The sequence below is a fragment of the Variovorax sp. M-6 genome, from assembly GCF_052114385.1.
Classification (GTDB): Bacteria; Pseudomonadota; Gammaproteobacteria; order Burkholderiales; family Burkholderiaceae_C; genus Variovorax.
Window position 1 is genome coordinate 63708 of sequence record NZ_JBFREQ010000031.1, and the last position, 17920, is coordinate 81627.

Sequence of the window (17920 nt, forward strand, 5' to 3'; positions counted from 1 at the left end):
TGGGTCGCCCTCTCAGGTGCGGGAGTGCTCTGCGTCCATGCCCATCATGGCGCGTGCCTCGGCCGGGGTCGCGATTTCGCGGCCGAGCTCGCGTGACATGCGCACGGCACGCTCGACGAACTGTGCGTTGTTCCCGGCCAGCACGCCGTGGTCGATATAGACGTTGTCCTCGAACCCCACGCGGATGTTGGCGCCCATGGCAAGGGCCATCATCGACAACGGCGTCTGATGCTTGCCAATGGTGACGACCTGCCAGCTGGAGCCTTCGGGAATCGCATCGACCAGCGCCAGCAGGTTCTTGGGGGACGCCGAGATGCCGCCATCAATGCCGAGCACGAGGCTGAAGTGCATCTTGCCCGTGATCACGCCGATATCGCGCAGCTTGATCATGTTCTCGATGTGGCTGATGTCGTAGCACTCGAGTTCGTTGTGGATGCCCCGAGCGTTGCAGCCCCGGATGAACTCGGCGTTCCAGCCCTTGGGATTGTCGAACAGCACCTCGGTGTGTTTGTGCTGGAAGTGGAAGGTGCCGGCATTGACGGTCAGCATGTCCGGACGCGGCTTGATGTCGAGCAGCGCCATGCGGTCTTCCTGCGGGAACGTGACCCCGGGCATCTGACGTCCATTCTCGAAGCGCACGCCGATGCCATTGCCGACCTGCGTGATCATGCCGGGGCAGGTCTCCACGATACCTTGCATCACTTCGTGGTAGACGGCCAGGTCGGAGGTCGTGAGGCCGGCTTTGTCGCGTACATGGATGTGGGCTACGCTGGCGCCCGCATCGTAGGCGTCCTTCATGGCGCGAATGATCTCTTCCGGTTGCTCGGGCAGGTCCGGATTGGCTTCCTTGCCATGGAGGCCGCCGGTGGTGGCGACGGTAATGATCACTTTCTGGCTTTGGGTGATATCGATTTTCATGGTGACTGGTTCTGTGGGTGGTGGGGAAGCGAAGTGGATTCAGGCAAAGCTCCGCCCTGCTGCCCTGGCCGGGCGGCGATGGAGGAAGCGGACGGACTTCGCCTTGCTGTTCGGACGCTCAGTCCTGGGGCGAGATGCCGGCGGCGCGCAGCAGCGCACCCTGCTTGTCGGATGCTTTTTTCAGGCGTGCGGAGAGTGCAGCCGGCGAGGCATCGCCGCCAGGGTTGAGGCCCAGCTCGACCAGCTTGGAACGGATTGCGGGTTGCGACAGCACGTTCAGCGTGGCGTTGCGCACCTTTGCCTGGACCTCGGCCGGGAGCTTGGGTGACCCCCACAAGCCCACCCACACTTCGTCGGTGAGTTGCGGAAACCCTTGCTCCGCCATCGTGGGGACGTCTGGCAACGCCACCAGACGCTTGGACGCGGTCACCGCGTATGGGCGCAACTTGCCTCCCTTGATCAGCGGAATGGAGGTTGCGGTTCCGTCGAACATCACGGAAATCTGCTCTCCGATGACGTCGGTCAGAGCCGGAGGCGACCCTCGATAGGCCGCATGTGCCATGTCCAGCCCGCCGGCTTTGTTCAACTGCAGGCCCAGTGTGTGGGAAATGGTGCCTGCACTGTAGGAGGCGAAGCTCGACTTGCCTTGCTGCGTCTTCAAGTAGTTGATCAATTCGGGGAGTGTCTTTGCGGGCGTAGTAACACTGCTCACCAGGACCAGGCCACCACTCGCCAGTTCTACCAACGGCAAGAGATCCTTGAATGGGTCAAAACGCACTTTGACGAAATGCGGCAGTTCGCTCACCAGCCCACTCACTGACACCATCAGGGTGTAGCCGTCGGCCGGCGCGGCAATCATTTCAACGGCGGCTATGCCGCCAGCGACTCCCGGCTTGTTGTCGACGACGATGGTCTGGCCCAGTTCGGCTCGAAGACCTTCAGCCAAGGCGCGGGCGATGACGTCAGACGTCCCGCCTGCCGGGAACCCGACAATGACGCGCACGGGCTTGCTCGGATAGGGCGCCGAGGGAGGGGCCGGCGCCTGTGCCATCGCGGAGGCGCCCCCCAACCCCAGAAGGATTGCTGCCGCTGCAGCGGTCATTTTTCGTCGGGCTTGCCGCTTGTCCAAACTCATCACGTTTCTCCTTGTATAGATGGAGCGGGATCCCCATCCTCCAATTGCCCTGATGTCTTTCTCTGCTCAGCGGCCTCTGGGGGGATCAGCGATCACTCAGCGCCATTGTGTCGAGCCACCCCTCTCGGAACTTGACATTCTGAGACGCGAAATTGACAATTCGGGGCGTTGATCTCCCCACCTCTTCCTTGATTCGCGGCGCCTCCCTGACTGATTTCGACCGGCATGCCCGTGAGCACGGGCTGGATGCGCGCGCCCTGATCCGTGAAGTGGGCCTTCCCGCGACAGTCCTGAACGACGCGGACATGAAAGTGCCTGCATCGGCGGTCGCGTCCTTGTTGGAACTGGCGACACGGCGATCGGGTGTCATGGACTGGGGCATGCGCATGGCGGAAGGACGCAAACTTTCCAACCTCGGCCCGTTGGGGCTGCTGCTGCGCGATGCATCGACCCTGTCAGACGCCCTGACATCGATTGCCCGCCACATTCGTGTCCACAATGAGGCGCTGGCCGTTGACTTGGAAACAGGCCCTGACGTCGTCATCCTGCGGCTGGAACTGACGGCCAAGGTGAAAGGCCCCGTGCGCCAGTTCACCGAACTCGTGGTGGGCGTGACACACCGGATGCTGAGGCTGTTCCTGGGTACCTCCTGGACACCCAAGCTGGTGTGCTTCGCACACGCGCCCGGCGCATCGCAGGCACACTACCGAAGATTCTTCGGTTGCGACGTGGAATTCGGTTGCGACTTCAACGGCATCGTGTGCCGCAGCGCTGACTTGGCCGCGCCCAACCCCGGCGCCGATCCAGTGATGGCCCGCTATGCGCACCAGGCCCTGGCGAGAGACATCGACGACGAGCGCTGCGCGACGACCCATCGGGTGCGCGAACTTGTACTGCTGCTATTGCCCCGAGGGCATTGCTCGGCCGACATCGTGGCGCAACACATGGGCGTGGACCGCCGCACCGTGGCCCGCCGTCTGGAGCGGGAGGGCGCTTCCTTTTCCGAACTCCTGAACGCCGTCCGGGAAGAGCTGGCCCTACGGTACTTGGCGGACGGTAGCCGTTCGCTGGCGGATGTTTCCGGGCTGCTGGGCTTCTCGGCACCCAGCGTGTTTTCGCGCTGGTTCCGGGAAAAAATGGGCGTGCCTGCACGCCGCTTCAAAGTCCAGCAGCAAGCCGGCGCTGCCAAGCGCGCGCCGAGTGTGCGGTGAGGGGGGCATTGCCGCGGGATGGCGCAAGATATTAGGGTTAACCCTATAATCGAGCCTGTCCCAGGAGAGCCCTCGCCATGTCCACCACCCTCGCCAACGGCCTTTCCATCGACGATGTACGCGGTTCCGCGCCCGCTGCCCACGCCCTGTCGCGCGCGCTGGCCTTCGGGCTCCGGCTGCTGACCGGGTGGCAGGCGGCGGCCCCCGAGGCGCCGCTCTCGCGCAAGGCCGAAGCCGACGCGCTGCGTGAGTGGGCCTGGACCTTCGCCCGCACCGACCGCAGTTTCTCGGACGACCTGTTCGCGGCCGCCGACCGCCACGAGCGCACCGCCGGCTAGCAAGGCGGGGCACCCGATGGGTGCCTGCGGGTCCGTGCATACTGCGGGCGCCAGCGGACGCCGCGCGACCTGATCGCGCAGGGCTGGCGCTTTCGGCCACACGACAGGAAGACCCGACCATGACCCAGGCGCGCTCCGTACAGCTGCACGAATTCGGTGGCCCCGAAGTGATGCGGCTCGAATCCATCGACGTTCCCGCACCCGGCCCCGGCGAAGTGCAACTGCGCCAGACCGCCATCGGCTTCAACTACATCGACATCTACCAGCGCTCGGGCAAGTACCCGCTGCAAGCGCCGACCGGCCTCGGACACGAGGCGGCCGGTGTGGTCGAGGCGCTGGGCGAGGGCGTGTCCGACCTGCGGCCGGGCGATCGCGCGGTCTACATGAGTGCCGGCGTCGGCGCCTATGCCGAGCGCCGCAACGTGCCCGCGGCCAAGCTGGTGAAGATCCCTGCCGGCATCTCCGACGAGGATGCGGCGGCGGTGTTCTTCAAGGCCATGACCGCCCAGTACCTCGTCAAGCGGACGTATGCGGTGCAGCCCGGCGACGTCGTGCTGGTGCACGCAGCCGCCGGCGGTGTCGGCCAGATCCTCAGCGGCTGGGCCAGTGCGCTGGGCGCGACGGTCATCGGCACCGCGGGATCGGCCGCCAAGTGCGAGATCGCGCGGGCCGCGGGCTGCGCGGCAGCGATCGACTATTCGCAACCCGACTGGGTCGCGCAGGTGATCGCGGCCACCGGCGGGCGCAAGGCGCGCGTGGTCTACGACTCGGTGGCCCGCCACACCTTCATGGGTTCGCTCGACTGCACCGCGCCCTTCGGGATGGTGGTGCTCTACGGCGCCGCCTCGGGTCCGGCACCGGCCATCGAGCCCGAGCTGCTCAACAAGAAGGGCTGCCTGTTCCTGACGCGGCCTTCGGTCTTTCCGCACAACGCCGACACGGCGACCTTCCGCGCCAACGCGGCCGACGTCTTCGACGCGATGGCCAGCGGCGCGGTGCGCGCGAGCATCGGGGCGCGCTTCGGGCTGGCGCAGGTGGCCGATGCGCACCGCCTGGCCGAAAACCGGGCCAGCACGGGTGCGATCGTGATGCTGCCCTGAGGCGGCAGGGCTAGCGCGTCAGCGCGGCGTGCAGTTCGGTCAGCAGGCCGGTGTGCAGGTCGCCGGCCCGGAATCTCCGGTGCGCCAGCACGGCATCCAGATAGCCCAGGTTGCTGGTGAGTCCGGTGATCCGTATCGCGGCGAGCGCCGCGCGGAGCGTGTCGATCGCGCTCAGGCGATCGGGTCCGTGGGCCAGCACCTTCATCACCATCGGGTCGTAGTAGGGCGTCATCACGTTGCCCTGCCGATAGCCGCAGTCGATGCGCACGCCCGCCATCTCGGGCAGCACGAGTTCGTCGAGCGGACCCGGGCTGGGCATGAAGTTCCGCGCCGGATTCTCCGCATACACGCGGGCCTCGATGGCGTGGCCACGGGCCTCGATCGTGTGTTGCGCGAGCTCGGCGTTCAGCACTTCGCCCATCGCCAGCCGGAGCTGCGCGCCCACGAGGTCGATGCCGGTGATCATCTCCGTCGCCGCATGCTCGACCTGGATGCGGGTGTTCATCTCGAGGAAGAAGAACTCCCGGGTCGCCGTGTCGAAGAGGAACTCCACCGTGCCGGCCCCTTCGTAGCGGCACGACGCCGCCAGGCCGACGGCCGCCTGCGTCATCTTCCGGCGGATCTCGTCGGCGATCAGCGGGGCGCCGGCCTCCTCGATCACTTTCTGGTGGCGCCGCTGCACCGAGCAATCACGATCGAAGAGGTGAACAGCGGTGCCGTCGCCGAAGCCGAAGACCTGCACTTCGACATGGCGCGCGCGCTCGACCTGGCGCTCCATGTAGACCGAGCCGTCGGAGAACGCCTTCTGCGCCATGCTGCTCGAGGCGCGCACCGATGCGACCAGGTCGTCGGCATGCGGGACCACGCGCATCCCGATGCCGCCGCCGCCCGCGGCGGCCTTGACGAACAGCGGGAAGCCGGTCTTGGCACCGGCTGCGAGCAGCTCCTGCGCGTTGTCCGGGTCCAGCTTGCCGGTGCCCGGCAGGACCGGGACGCCGGCCCGCGCCGCGGCCTGCCGCGCCTGGTCCTTGTCGCCCATGAGCCGGATGACGTCGGGGCTCGGGCCGACGAAGCGAACGTCGGCGTCCCGGCAGGCTTGCGCAAAGGACGCGCTTTCGGCCAGGAAGCCGTAGCCGGGGTGCAGCAGCGTCGCGCCGGTGCGGCGGGCGGCGTCCAGGATCCTGTCCTGGCGCAGGTAGCTTTCCGAGGCGCGCGCCGGCCCGATGGCGACCGCCTCGTCGGCGAGCTGCACATGCGGCAGGTCGCGATCGGCTTCGGAGTAGACGGCAATCGTTCGAAGCGAGAGCTTCCTGGCCGCGCGGATCACGCGGCAGGCGATCTCGCCGCGGTTGGCGATGAGAAGGGTGTGCTTGTCGGTCACGTGCAGGCGTCCTTGGCTGTCGATCTGCGACCTGGCCTCACTGCCAGGCCACCTTGCGGAAGTTCAGGAAGCCCGAGCCCTGCTGGATCTGCCACGACAGGTCCTTCTTCTTCGCGAACACGTTGAACAGCTCGGTGACCAGCAGCGCGGCGGCATCGTCGTGCAGGGCGCGGCCGATCTGGCGGAACAGCGCACCGCGCGCCTCGGCGCCGGTCGTGCTGTCGAGTTCGGTGATCAGCTTCTCGACCTCGGGGTTGTAGTAGTCCGACCAGGTGCCGCTCTTCGAAAACGAGCCCGCCACCGGATGGATCGGATCGTAGATCGCATTGGTGAACTGGGTCGTGGTCATCGGGCCCGACTTGTGGGTGTTGTTGAGTCGGCTCCACGCCGCGTAGTCGATGCGGTTGATCTTGACCCGCACGCCCACCTGGCCCAGGTAGGCCGCCACGGCCTCGGCGAGTTCCTTGGGCGTGCCGACGGCGTCGTTGAGCTCGATCTCGAAGCCGTTCGGATAGCCGGCCTGCTTCAGCAGGGCTCGCGCCTTCGCGGGATCGTAGGCGTAGGGCGCGATGTCCGGGCTGCTGCCATAGGGAAAGTACTTCGAGATGAAGGTCCCCATCGGGGCGCCGACGCCGTGGAACACGCCCTTGATGATGGCGTTGGCGTCCACGGCATGGTTCAGGGCCTTGCGCACCTCGGGCTTCGACAGCGGCGTGCCCGGCACGTTCGAATAGAGGCGAACGTGCAGCGGCGACGACACGGGGTTGGTGATGACGTTCAACGCGCTGTCCTTGCGCAGGCGCTCGACATCGGACAGCGGCACCATCGACGCGATGTCGACCTCGCCGGTCATGATGGCGTTCACCCGGCTGGCCGGCTCGGGGATGTAGGTGAAGGTCAGGGTCTTGATGCCCGGCTTCTCGCCATAGAAATCGTCGAAGCGCTCCAGCTCGAGGAACTGCCCGATCTTGTTCTCCTTCACTCGGAAGGGTCCGGTCCCGACCGGCGCCGCGGCGAAGGCCTCCGGGTTCGGCAGCTTCGACGCGTAGTTCTTGCCGACGATGAACAGGAAGCCGGCCACCTTGTTCATGAAGGCGCCGTCCGGCTGCTTCAGCTTGATCACCACGGTCTGCGGGTCGGGTGTCTCGATGCGGTCGACCACCGGTGCGAAGTAGGGCCGCCGCGTGCTTTTCGAGGCCGGGTCGATCATGCGCTCGATCGAGTACTTCACGTCCTCCGAACTGAAGACGTCGCCGTTGTGGAACTTGATGCCCTTGCGCAGCGAGAAGGTGTAGGTCAGGCCGTCCGGCGAGATCTTGAACGCGTCGGCCATACGCGGGACGATGTTGCCCTTGTCGTCGAAGCCGTAGAGCGTGTCGTAGATCTGCATCGCATAGCGCTGCGAGTCGCCGCTGGCCGTGATCTGGGCATCCAGGTTCTGGATCTCCTTGTCGAGCGCGACGACGAGGGTCTCCTTGTTGACGGCGGGCCCGGTCTTGCTCGCCGCCATGGCGCCGAAGGTCGGCGCGAGAAATGCCAGCATGGCGCCGGCAAGGCAGCGGAACAGGAGAGCCTGCGGTTTCAGTCGGGACATGGGTGTGCTCCAGTTGGTTGGATGAATGAATGGATGGGTTGGTGGGTGGGCGCGGGCGTTGCCGCTCACTGCCAGGCGGTACGGCGGAAGTTGAGGAATCCCGACCCCTGCTGGACCTGCCACTGCAGGCCCTTCTTGAGGCCGTAGACGTAGAACTGCTCGGAAATGTTGAGCGACGCGGCGTCCTCGTGGAGCAGCCGGCCGATCTTGCGGAAGATCGCGCCGCGCGCCTCGGGCCCGAGCGTGCCTTCGAGCTGGCCGATCAGCGCTTCGACCTCGGGGTTGTAGTAGTCCGACCAGGTGCCCTCCTTCGAGAAGGTGCCCACGATCGGATGCACCGGGTCGTAGATCACGTTCGAGAAGATGGTGACGGTCGCCGGGCCCGCCTTGTGCGTGTTGTTGAGGCGGATGAACGCGGGGTAGTCCATGCGCACCAGTTCGGTCCGCACGCCCACCTGGCCCCAGTACGCGGCGATGGCTTCGGCGAGCTCCTTCGGCTGGTCGGTGCCGTTGTAGAGCTTGACGTCGATGCCGTTCGGGAATCCGGCCTTGCGCAGCAGTTCGCGCGCCTTCGCCGGATCGTAGGCATAGGGTTTCAGGTCCGGCTCGGCGCCGTACGGGTAGTAGCGCGAGATGAACGACGCCATCGGGCTGCCCACGCCGTGCAGCACGCCCTTGATGATCGCGTTGCTGTCGACCGCGTGGTTGAGGGCGCGGCGAACGTCGCGGTTGGCGAACGGATGCGTTGCGACGTTCGAGTAGAGCCGCACGTGCAGCGGGCCGCCGTTGGGATTGGTGACCACCTCCAGCCCCTTGTCGGCCTTGAGCCGGCTCGCATCCTGCAAGGGGATCACGGTCGCCAGGTCGATCTCGCCGTTGACCAAGGCGTTGACGCGGCTGGCGGCCTCGGGGATGAAGCGCAGCACCAGGCGCTTCACGCCGGGCGTCTCGCCCGCGTCCTTGCCCCAATAGGCGTCGAAGCGCTCCAGTTCAAGGTACTGACCGACCTTGAACTCCTTGACGCGAAAAGGGCCCGAACCGATGGGGGCGGCGGCGAAGGCCTCCGGTGTCCCGAGCCGGGTCGTGTAGTCCTTGGGCACGATGAAGAGAAAGCCCGCCACCTTGTTGAGGAAGGCGCCGTCCGGCTGCTTCAGGACGAAGGTGACGGTGTCGCCGCTCGCCTCCACGCGCTCGACGACGGGCGCGAAGTAGACGCGGCGCGTGCTTTTCGTGGCCGGATCGAGGATGCGCTCGAGCGAGTACTTCACGTCCTGCGCCGTCAGCGGATCGCCGTTCTGGAAACGCAGCCCGCGGCGCATCGTGAAGGCGTAGCTCTTCTGGTCGGGTGCCACCTTGACGGCGCTCGCCATGCGCGGGACCAGATTGCCCAGCGGATCGAAGCCGTAGAGCGTGTCGTAGATCTGCCAGGCATAGAGCAGCGAGTCGCCGGTCGAAGTGACCTGCGCGTCGAGGTTGCTGATCGACTTCTCCAGGCCGACCACCAGCGTGTCCCGGTCCACCGCCGGGGCGTGGTCGGCGGCCGCGGCGTTGCCGCCGGCCAGCCCGAGCAGCAACGCGGCGCCCAGCGCCCAGGCGGTGGCGCTCGCGCGCAGGCATCGGCGACGTGTCGCTGTGATCATCCGCTGTCTCCTTGTGAGTCCAATAAGTGGACATATTGATGTTTCTGCCGGAGAATCTGGTTCTTCTCATGGCGCGGGCCCCGAAACTAAAATCTTGTCGATACGATGTCAATCACTGGAATACCCTCTGATACCGCTTCGTTCAGGCCGATATCGTGCCCCAGTCGCTTAGCCGAAAATCAAATATCAATATATGGACATTCATGGATAAAAGTGTTCTGGAAGAACTGGAGACGCGTCGCCGCGAAGCCCAGGAATCCCGTCCCGAGGCGCTCGCCAAGCTGCATGCGCTCGGAAAACTCAGTGCGCGCGAGCGCGTCGCCGCGCTGCTCGATCCGGGCAGCTTCGTCGAGATGGGCGTGCATGGCCGCAGCGGCCACCAGGCGCTGCGCGACCGCACCCCGGCCGACGGCATCGTGGTGGGGCACGGCACGATCGACGGCCGCGTGGTCTACGTGGCGGCGGACGATGCGGTGGTCATCGGCGGCACCCGAGGACGGGTGGGCGAGGTCAAGATCAGCCGCGTCCGCGCGGCGGCGCTCGCACACCGGGCGCCCTTCATCGCGCTGATGGAGGCCGGTGCCGCGCGCGCGCAGGAGACCTTCGGTGCGATGGCGGCCGGCGTCGGCTCGCGCTTCGGCGACCACTTCCGCATGTCGGGGCGCGTTCCCCAGGTGGCCGCCGCCCTGGGGTCTGCTTTCGGAGGCCCGTCGTTCACCGCGGCCCAGTCCGACTTCGTGACGCTGGCGCGCGGCACGGGCTTCCTCGGCATGTCGGGCCCGCTGGTCGTCAAGGTCGGAACCGGCGAGGTCGTGACCAGCGACGAGATCGGCGGCGCCGAGGTGTCGAGCGAGGTCACGGGGCTGGCCGATCACATCGGAGAAACCGAGCAAGAGAGCCTGTCGGCCATCCGCACCTTTCTCTCGTTCCTGCCGAGCCATTGCGACGAGCTCCCGCCGGTCGCCGCGCCGCGGCCCGCGGCGCTCGACACGCCCGAAGGCCGCGACCGGATCCGTGCGCTGATCCCGGACGCGGGGCGGCAGGCCTACGACATGCGCAAGGTGTTGGCGCTGATCGTCGATGCCGGCGAGGTCTTTCAGGTGCGTCCGCGCTACGGCGGCAACCTGATCACCGCATTCGGCCGCATCCAGGGCGAGCCGGTCGGCTTCGTGGCTTCGAACCCCCTGGTGCGCGGCGGCATCCTCGACGAGAAGACGGCGCGCAAGGCGCGCAAGTTCATCGAGCTGTGCGATGCCTTCCACGTGCCCCTGGTGTTCATGACCGACGCCCCCGGTTTCCTGGTCGGGCCGGCGATCGAGCGCCAGGGCATGGTCTCGCTGGCGGGCCGGTTGCTGAACGTGGTCTACGCGGCCTCGGTGCCCAAGATCACCATCGTCGCGCGCAAGGCGATCGGGCTGGCCTATCTCGCGCTGTGCGGGCGGGTGATGAATCCGGACACCCTGGTGGCCTGGCCCACGGCCCACTTCGACGTCATGGGGCCGGAGGCCGGCGTCGAGCTGATGCACGGCAAGGACATTGCTGCCGCGGAAGACCCGGTTCAGCGACGGGCCGAGATCATGCAGAAGCTCAAGACCGAATCGAGTGCCTACGAGGCCGCCGCCATGGGGCTGATCGACGATGTCATCGACCCGGGCGAAACCCGCGACGTCATCATTCGTTCGCTCGCCAAGGTGAAGGCCTCCCGCACGCCGGGCTTCAAGCACCGCATCGACCCATGACGGCGACGGCTGAAGCCGGGCAGGGGAGCGAACCATGAGCGTCGAGATCGAGATCCGGGACCGCATCGCGACGGTGCGCCTCAACCGTCCGGAAGCCCTCAATGCAATCGACCTCCGGATGCGGCGCGACATCCAGGCCGCTTGGCGGCGGCTCTCGGCCGACGAGGAGGTGCATGCGGTCATCGTCACGGGCGTCGGCGATCGCGCGTTCTCGGCCGGTGCGGATCTCAAGGACAGCGCGTCGCCGATGAAGTCCTTCGCCAGCCAGACCTTCGGCGAGGCCGACAACGGCTCGCTGACGCACGGCATCGAGATGCACAAGCCGTTGATCTGTGCCTTCAACGGACTGGCCTTCGGCGGCGGTCTCGAGATCGGCCTCGCCTGCGACATCCGCATCGCGGCCGAGGGCGCGCGCTTCGCGCTTCCCGAGGTCCGCGTCGGCACCTTGCCCGGCTCGGGCGGCACGCAGCGCCTGCCCCGGCTGATCGGGCGTTCCGACGCCATGCTGATGCTGCTCACGGGCGACCCGATCGATGCCGCGGAAGCGCTGCGGATCGGACTGGTGAGCAAGGTGGTGCCCGCACAGCGCCTGCAGGAGGTGGCGCTTTCGATCGCGCAGCGCATCGCGGCCAACGCGCCTCTGGCCGTGCGCGCGGCGAAGCGCCTGGTGCTCGGCGGCCTCGAGCTGCCGCTGCCGCAGGCCCTGGAGGCCGAGCGCATGGCCTGGGGTCTGCTGCGCGACTCGGAGGATCGGCTGGAGGGGCGCGCGGCGTTTGCGGCGCGACGCCCGCCGGTCTACCGCGGACGCTAGGCGCGGCGCGCGATCAGCTCGTCTCGATGGTGATCAGCAGGTCGCCCTCGTTGACGGCCTCGCCCTCGGCCACGTGGATGGCGGCGACGCGACCGGGCCGCGGCGTGCCGACGGGGATCTCCATCTTCATCGACTCGAGGATCGCCAGGGTGTCGTCCTCGCCGACCTGGGTGCCCACCTCGACGGGGATCTTGCAGACCATGCCCGCCATGTCGGATGTGATCTTGAGCGTTGCCATTGTTGATGTCTCCAGACATTTTAAATACTATATGGAATAGCAAACGAAGCTATTTCGCCGTTGGTTCACTATAACCGAGCGCGGGTATTTGCTGGAAGAAATCTGATTCTTCATTGGCAAAATCACGCATTTCTCAAGTATGAATGACGTCCGGAGTCCATCGAGTCAAACGAACGATCGTACAAAACACAAGAAAGAAAGAGCCACATAATGGAATCATCTGAAAGCACTCGACAGAGACCCGATTCGCCGCCGACGGCCCCGGCTGCGAGGCCGTCGTTCGACCTGATCGTCGTCGGCTACGGCGCCGCGGGCGCGGTCTGTGCCATCGAGGCGGCGCGCGCGGGGGCGCGCGTGCTGCTGATCGAGAAGATGGCCGACCCGGGGGGCATCTCGATCCTTTCGGCCGGCGGCATCCGCGTGTGCGAGGACGCGCGGGAGGGGTTCAGGTACCTGCAGCACACCTGCGGCGGCCGCACGCCGGACGATGTGCTGCGGGTGCTGGCCGAAGGCATGGCCGAGATGCCGGACTACCTGCGCGATCTCGCGCGCATCAACGGCGCGCGCGTGAAGGTGGAGCCCGCCGTCGGCAACTACCCCTTTCCCGGCTGCGATTCGCTCGGCTATGCGGAGATCGAATCGATCCCCGGTTTCGGCGAGCCCGGCGGGCCCGAGTCGGACGGCTACCTGGCCGCGCGGCCGCTGCGGCCGGGCTGCTTCCTGTTCAAGGTGCTCGCCGACCAGGTCGACCATCACGCGGCGGCAGGGCGCATCGAGGTCTGGCTCTCCAGCCCGGTCGAGCGGCTGCTGCAGGATGCGCAGGGGCGGGTCCTGGGCGTGGCCGTGCGCCGTGCCGGCGGTGACGCGGTCAGCGTCCAGGCCCGGCGGGGCGTGGTCCTGGCCTGCGGCGGCTTCGAGGCCGACGAGGAGATGAAGCGCCAGTTCCTGGTCTCCACGCCCGTGTTGACCGGCAGCTTCCGGGGCAACACCGGAGACGGCATCCGCATGGCGCAGGCGGTCAACGCCGACCTCTGGCACATGTGGCACTGCCACGGGCCCTATGGCATGCGGCATCCGGACCCGGCCTTCCCGTTCGGCCTCTATGTCAAGCTGCTGCCGATGTGGACCCCGGAGCGCAAGGGCCGCGCGCTGCCGCGGATGGCGTGGATCGTCGTCGACCAGAAGGCCAGGCGCTATGTCGACGAGTACCCGCCGTACATGTCCGACACCGGCGTGCGCCAGTTCGACCATTTCGATCCGGCGACCGGCCGCCATACCCGGCTGCCGTCATTCCTGCTGTTCGACGAGGCGGGCCGCAAGCTCTACCCGATGGGTCGATCGATCACCAACGATCGAGAGGCGTACTACGAATGGAGCGCGGACAACCTGCGCGAGGTCGACAACGGCATCCTGGTGCGCGCCGACACGCTCGAGGAACTGGCCGCCCGGCTCGACCTCGACCCCGCTGCGCTCGCGGCCACGGTCGAGCGGTGGAATGCGGACGTGGCCGCGGGCGTCGACCGCGACTTCGGCCGCCGACCCGAAACCATGATGGCGCTGGCCTCGCCGCCTTTCTATGCCGCCCGGCTGTGGCCCGTCGTCATCAATACGCAGGGGGGTCCGGTGCACGACGCGCGCCAGCGGGTGCTCGATCCGTTCGGGCAGCCGGTGCCGCGGCTCTATGCGGCGGGCGAACTCGGCAGCGTGTTCGGCCATGTCTACATGGCCGGCGGAAACCTGGCGGAGTGCTTCGTGGGAGGGCGCAACGCCGCGCGGTCGGTGTTGCAGGAGCCTTTGGAGGAGGGCTGATTGGATTGCAACTGTCCACATAGTGGATACAAAATCAACCACAGTGAACGCACTCGAAAATGCCTTTTTCGATCTTCCGCCAACGTCTCGAAGAGCGTGAATTTTATCAATGAAAATGAGGGATTGAATGGTGATTCGAAAGGGTCCGTTTCATGGTTCGATTCGGGCATCCGAATGGTTCCTAGGAAAACTACCTATCCATATCCGAATTTCATATATTGACACTCCAGGAGGCGTCCGCCTAGACTTGCCTCGAAGCCCGCGATCCTCATCGCCGGCGATGGAACTGGAGACAAAGATTCATGAGCAAGCGATTCGAAGGCAAGGTGGTCATCGTCACGGGGGGCGCCCGCGGCATCGGCCTGGCCACGGCACAGGCGTTCGCGCAAGAGGGCGCTTCGGTGGCGGTGTGTGATCTCGCGGAAGACCTGGCGGCGAGCGCCGCGGCCGGTCTGGCGTCCGAGTACGGCGTGCGGGCTCTCGGCGCCGCCTGCGACGTCGCCGACGAGGCCCAGGTCGACGCCTTCGTCTCCCGCGTGATCGCCGAGTGCGGCGGCCTGGATATCCTCGTCAACAACGCCGGCATCACGCGCGACAACCTGCTCTTCAAGATGAGCGTGGCCGATTGGGACCTGGTCATGGGTGTGCACCTGCGCGGCACCTTCCTGTGCACGCGCGCGGCGCAGCGCCACATGGTCGAGAAGCGCTTCGGCAAGATCGTCAACATGTCCTCGACCTCGGCGCTCGGCAACCGCGGACAGGCGAACTACTCGTCCGCCAAGGCCGGCCTGCAGGCCTTCACCCGCACCGCGGCCATCGAACTCGGCCCCTACAACATCAACGTCAACGCGGTCGCGCCCGGCTTCGTCGATACCGAGATGACGCGCCAGACCGCCCTGCGGCGCGGCATCGACCCCGAGGAGTACATGAAGATGCGCGCCAAGAACATCTCGCTCGGGCGTGTCGGTGTTCCGAGGGACATCGCCAACGTGGTCACCTTCCTCTGCAGCGAGGAAGCCTCTTTCGTCTCGGGCCAGATCATCTATGTCAAGGGCGGCCCCGAGACGGTGCGCTGACCATCGCCATCCGCCAGCGGCCCCGGCGGCCGCCCGGTTCCTGTTCACGAAATGGCCTTTGCGCCGGAAACCCAATTCATGTCGATCGTCGCCATACCTTCATCGTTGCGCGCTGCCGCATGGGCTGCCGTCGCAGCCACCTCCGCCCTGGCCGCCATTCCGGCTTTCGCGCTCGACGGAAAGCCCGCGGTGGACCGCGACACGGTGGTCTTCGGCATCGGCAAGGAGATCGGAAACCTCGACGGACAGGTTGCCGCCACCGGCGATTCCCAGCGCTACGGCTTCCAGCTCTACGACACGCTGTACGCCTTCGATCTCAAGGGCAACCTGCAGCCGAGCGTCGCCACGGCCGTGAAGATCTCCGACGACGGCCTGACCTACACCTTCACCCTGCGCAAGGACGTGAAGTTCCACAACGGCGCGCCGCTCACGTCCAGGGACGTGAAGTACTCGATGGAGCGCATCCTCCAGCCCGAGATCAAGAGCACGCGCCGGCCCTACTTCGTGAACCTCATCGACAGCGTCGAGACCGCGGGCGACGCGAGCGTGGTGTTCCGCCTGAAGCGCGCGGACGGCGCCTTCCTGAACAAGCTGGCGGGCTACCTGCTGCTGGTGCCGAAGGCGTACACCGAGTCGCTGCCGAATCCCGAGGCATTCGCGCGTGCGCCGGTCGGCTCGGGGCCGTACAAGTTCGTGTCCCAGAAGATCGGCCAGGCCGTGGAGCTCGAGCGCTTCGACGGCTACTGGGGGCCGAAGCCGGGCATCAAGCGGCTGGTCTTCAAGCTGATCCCCGATGCATCGAGCCGCGTCAATGCCATCGTCTCGGGCGAGGCCGACATCGTCGACTACGTGCCGACCGCCGACGCGCAGCGCTTGCGCGCCAACGCGGGCCTGACGGTGAAGCCGGTGCCGGTCGGCAGCCCGCTCGCGGTCCGGCTCTACTCGAACGTGCCGGGCACGCCGCTGGCCAACCCGAAGGTGCGGCTCGCGCTCAACCACGCGGTCGATTCCTCCGCGATCATCAAGAACGTGCTCCACGGGATCGGCGCGCCGCTGGCCTCGTACATCTCGTCGTCCTATCCGTACGGCGTCGATCCCGCGCTCAAGCCCTACGCCTACGACCCCGCGCTCGCCAAGCGCCTGCTCACGCAGGCCGGCTACCCCAAGGGCTTCGACACCGAGCTGCTGTGTCCCAGCGACATCCCGAAGGACCTCTGCGAGGTGATCTCGGCGTACTGGTCGACGATCGGCGTGCGAGCCAGCGTCAAGGTCATGGACTACACGGCCTGGAGCCGGCTCAACAACACCCACAAGGGCGGGCCGATGTCGATGATGCAGTTTTCGAACGCGATCTACGACCCGATCCATCCGATCCTCGGCGCCGCCAGCAAGGACGGCACCTGGTCCGACTACAGCAACCCCGAGGTCGAGCGCCTGATCGCCGAGGGCGACGCCGAGGCCGACCGGGCCAAGCGCGACCAGCTCTTCCGCAAGATCGGGCGCGTGCTGCACGACGACGGCCACGCCGTGCTGCTGACCGAGCTCTACTACACCTTCGCACAGGACGCCAAGCTCGAATGGACGCCGCAGATCGGAAGCGGCTACTACAACCTGCGCAACGTGCGATGGAAGTGAACGCAGTGGTCGACAGAGTTCTCGGCGCCGACGTCGACGCCGTCCTTTCTCCTGTGCGCCAGGCGACCTCCGGCCTGCCCTGGGTCGCTCGCTCCTTTGCCGATGCGCTGGCCTATGGCGACTCCGTGCACGGCGATCGCGAGGCGGTGGTCTACGGCGAGCTGCGGCTGACGTTCGCGCAGCTCGCGGCGCGCGTGCGCGCCTTTGCGCGCGGACTGATCGCGCTGGGCGTCGAGCCGGGCGAGCACGTCGCGCTCTGGATGAGCGATCGGCCCGAATGGCTGGTCGCGCGCTGGGCCGTGCCGATGATCGGCGCGGTGCTGGTGCCCGTGAACACGCGCTTTCGCGACAACGACGTGACGTACGTGCTGGCGCAATCCGACTGCGCAACGCTGATCATGCAGGACGAGGCGCGCGGAACGCGCTACGTCGACATCCTCGCCAAGGTGGTTCCCTCCTGCCGCGAGCAGCCGCGAGGCGCGTGGGCCGCCGCGGCGCTGCCGTCGCTGCGCCGCGTGGTGGCGCTGTGCACCGCGTCGCCACTGCCCGAGGGCATGGATGCCTTCGACGCCATCGAGGCGGCCGGCCGGGGCTTTCTTGCCGGCGGCGGCGATGGCATGGACGAGGTCCTGCGGGCCCGCGCGGCCTCGGTGCGCGGCGGCGACGTCGCACAGATCCTCTACACCTCGGGCACGACCTCGTTCCCCAAGGGGGCCATGGTCTGCCACGGCCCGCTGCTGCAGAACAACTACTTCGCCAGCGGCTGTCTCGCGCTGACCCCCGCCGACCGCTACCTGTCGTGCGTGCCGCTGTTCTCCGCCACCGGCACCTTCTACACGCTCGCGACCTGGTTCGCCGGCGCCAGCATGGTGATCGTCGACCAGTTCGAGCCGCGGCTCTTCTGCGAGACGGTGGAGCGCGAGCGCATCACGCTGAGCTTCTTCGTCGAGACCATCGTCCAGGACCTGCGGGCCTTCCCGGACATCGGCCGCTACGACCTGTCGAGCCTGCGCACGGGCACGGGCGCGCCGCTGCCGACGGATTCCTTCCTGTGGCTCACCCACGTCGTCGGCGTGCCGCAGCTCGTCAGCGCCTACGGCATGTCGGAGACCTCCAACGCGGTCGTGCGCACGCGCTGCAGCGATCCGCTGGCCAAGCGCTCGGGCACGAACGGCCGGCCGGTGGAGGGCGTTGCGATCCGGATCGCGGACGTGGAGAGCAACGAGACGCTGGCGAGCGGGACGGTGGGGGAGATCTGCATCGCGGGCTACGTGCTGATGAAGGGCTACTACAAG

General features: G+C 66.9%; 15 protein-coding genes. 9 read left to right on the forward strand and 6 right to left on the reverse strand.

All coding sequences use genetic code 11. The features are described from left to right. Positions 1–12: 12 nt before the first annotated feature. Both AB4Z46_RS27715 and AB4Z46_RS27720 read right to left on the reverse strand, forming a co-directional pair. Positions 13–918, reverse strand: coding sequence for a 3-keto-5-aminohexanoate cleavage protein (locus AB4Z46_RS27715; protein ID WP_442286772.1), 906 nt, complete (start codon positions 916–918; stop codon positions 13–15). Between the two features lie 118 nt (positions 919–1036). Then, positions 1037–2053 (reverse strand): tripartite tricarboxylate transporter substrate binding protein, encoded by a 1017-nt coding sequence (locus AB4Z46_RS27720; RefSeq protein WP_442286773.1) that lies wholly within the window; start codon positions 2051–2053, stop codon positions 1037–1039. A gap of 188 nt (positions 2054–2241) precedes the next feature. Between AB4Z46_RS27720 and AB4Z46_RS27725 the strand changes: the two genes are divergently transcribed. From AB4Z46_RS27725 to AB4Z46_RS27735, 3 genes are all read left to right on the forward strand, one after another. Next, positions 2242–3264: an AraC family transcriptional regulator gene (locus tag AB4Z46_RS27725; protein ID WP_442286774.1), complete on the forward strand. Its 1023-nt coding sequence runs from the start codon at positions 2242–2244 to the stop codon at positions 3262–3264. Positions 3265–3341: 77 nt separating this feature from the next. Beyond that, complete coding sequence (locus tag AB4Z46_RS27730) at positions 3342–3602, forward strand: hypothetical protein (protein ID WP_442286775.1); 261 nt, start codon at positions 3342–3344, stop codon at positions 3600–3602. Positions 3603–3721: 119 nt separating this feature from the next. Beyond that, positions 3722–4702, forward strand: coding sequence for a quinone oxidoreductase family protein (locus tag AB4Z46_RS27735; RefSeq protein WP_442286776.1), 981 nt, complete (start codon positions 3722–3724; stop codon positions 4700–4702). A gap of 10 nt (positions 4703–4712) precedes the next feature. On the opposite strand, the gene AB4Z46_RS27740 is transcribed toward AB4Z46_RS27735, so the two are convergent. The 3 genes from AB4Z46_RS27740 to AB4Z46_RS27750 form a co-directional block, all read right to left on the reverse strand. Then, positions 4713–6083, reverse strand: coding sequence for an acetyl-CoA carboxylase biotin carboxylase subunit (locus AB4Z46_RS27740; protein WP_442286777.1), 1371 nt, complete (start codon positions 6081–6083; stop codon positions 4713–4715). Positions 6084–6120: 37 nt separating this feature from the next. Further along, positions 6121–7677 carry an ABC transporter substrate-binding protein gene (locus AB4Z46_RS27745; RefSeq protein ID WP_442286778.1) on the reverse strand — a complete coding sequence of 519 codons (1557 nt, stop codon included), beginning with the start codon at positions 7675–7677 and terminating at the stop codon, positions 6121–6123. Positions 7678–7742: 65 nt separating this feature from the next. Beyond that, the gene (locus tag AB4Z46_RS27750) at positions 7743–9317 is read right to left on the reverse strand and encodes an ABC transporter substrate-binding protein (RefSeq protein ID WP_442286779.1); all 1575 of its coding nucleotides are present in this window, start codon (positions 9315–9317) and stop codon (positions 7743–7745) included. Positions 9318–9520: 203 nt separating this feature from the next. Between AB4Z46_RS27750 and AB4Z46_RS27755 the strand changes: the two genes are divergently transcribed. Together AB4Z46_RS27755 and AB4Z46_RS27760 are read left to right on the forward strand one after the other, a co-directional pair. Beyond that, positions 9521–11056: an acyl-CoA carboxylase subunit beta gene (locus tag AB4Z46_RS27755; RefSeq protein WP_442286780.1), complete on the forward strand. Its 1536-nt coding sequence runs from the start codon at positions 9521–9523 to the stop codon at positions 11054–11056. A gap of 34 nt (positions 11057–11090) precedes the next feature. Continuing rightward, positions 11091–11867: an enoyl-CoA hydratase/isomerase family protein gene (locus tag AB4Z46_RS27760; RefSeq protein ID WP_442286781.1), complete on the forward strand. Its 777-nt coding sequence runs from the start codon at positions 11091–11093 to the stop codon at positions 11865–11867. 13 nt (positions 11868–11880) lie between these two features. On the opposite strand, the gene AB4Z46_RS27765 is transcribed toward AB4Z46_RS27760, so the two are convergent. Beyond that, positions 11881–12105 (reverse strand): acetyl-CoA carboxylase biotin carboxyl carrier protein subunit, encoded by a 225-nt coding sequence (locus AB4Z46_RS27765; protein WP_442286782.1) that lies wholly within the window; start codon positions 12103–12105, stop codon positions 11881–11883. Between the two features lie 210 nt (positions 12106–12315). Between AB4Z46_RS27765 and AB4Z46_RS27770 the strand changes: the two genes are divergently transcribed. The 4 genes from AB4Z46_RS27770 to AB4Z46_RS27785 form a co-directional block, all read left to right on the forward strand. Next, positions 12316–13914 (forward strand): FAD-dependent oxidoreductase, encoded by a 1599-nt coding sequence (locus AB4Z46_RS27770; protein ID WP_442286783.1) that lies wholly within the window; start codon positions 12316–12318, stop codon positions 13912–13914. 302 nt (positions 13915–14216) lie between these two features. After that, entirely contained in the window at positions 14217–14990 is a 774-nt protein-coding gene (locus AB4Z46_RS27775; RefSeq protein ID WP_442286784.1) for an SDR family NAD(P)-dependent oxidoreductase, read from the forward strand. A 78-nt stretch (positions 14991–15068) separates the two neighbouring features. Further along, positions 15069–16625 carry an ABC transporter substrate-binding protein gene (locus AB4Z46_RS27780; protein ID WP_442286785.1) on the forward strand — a complete coding sequence of 519 codons (1557 nt, stop codon included), beginning with the start codon at positions 15069–15071 and terminating at the stop codon, positions 16623–16625. Next, positions 16616–17920 (forward strand): AMP-binding protein (locus AB4Z46_RS27785; protein WP_442286786.1); only part of this gene is annotated, 1305 nt, incomplete at its 3' end. The genes AB4Z46_RS27780 and AB4Z46_RS27785, both read left to right, overlap by 10 nt.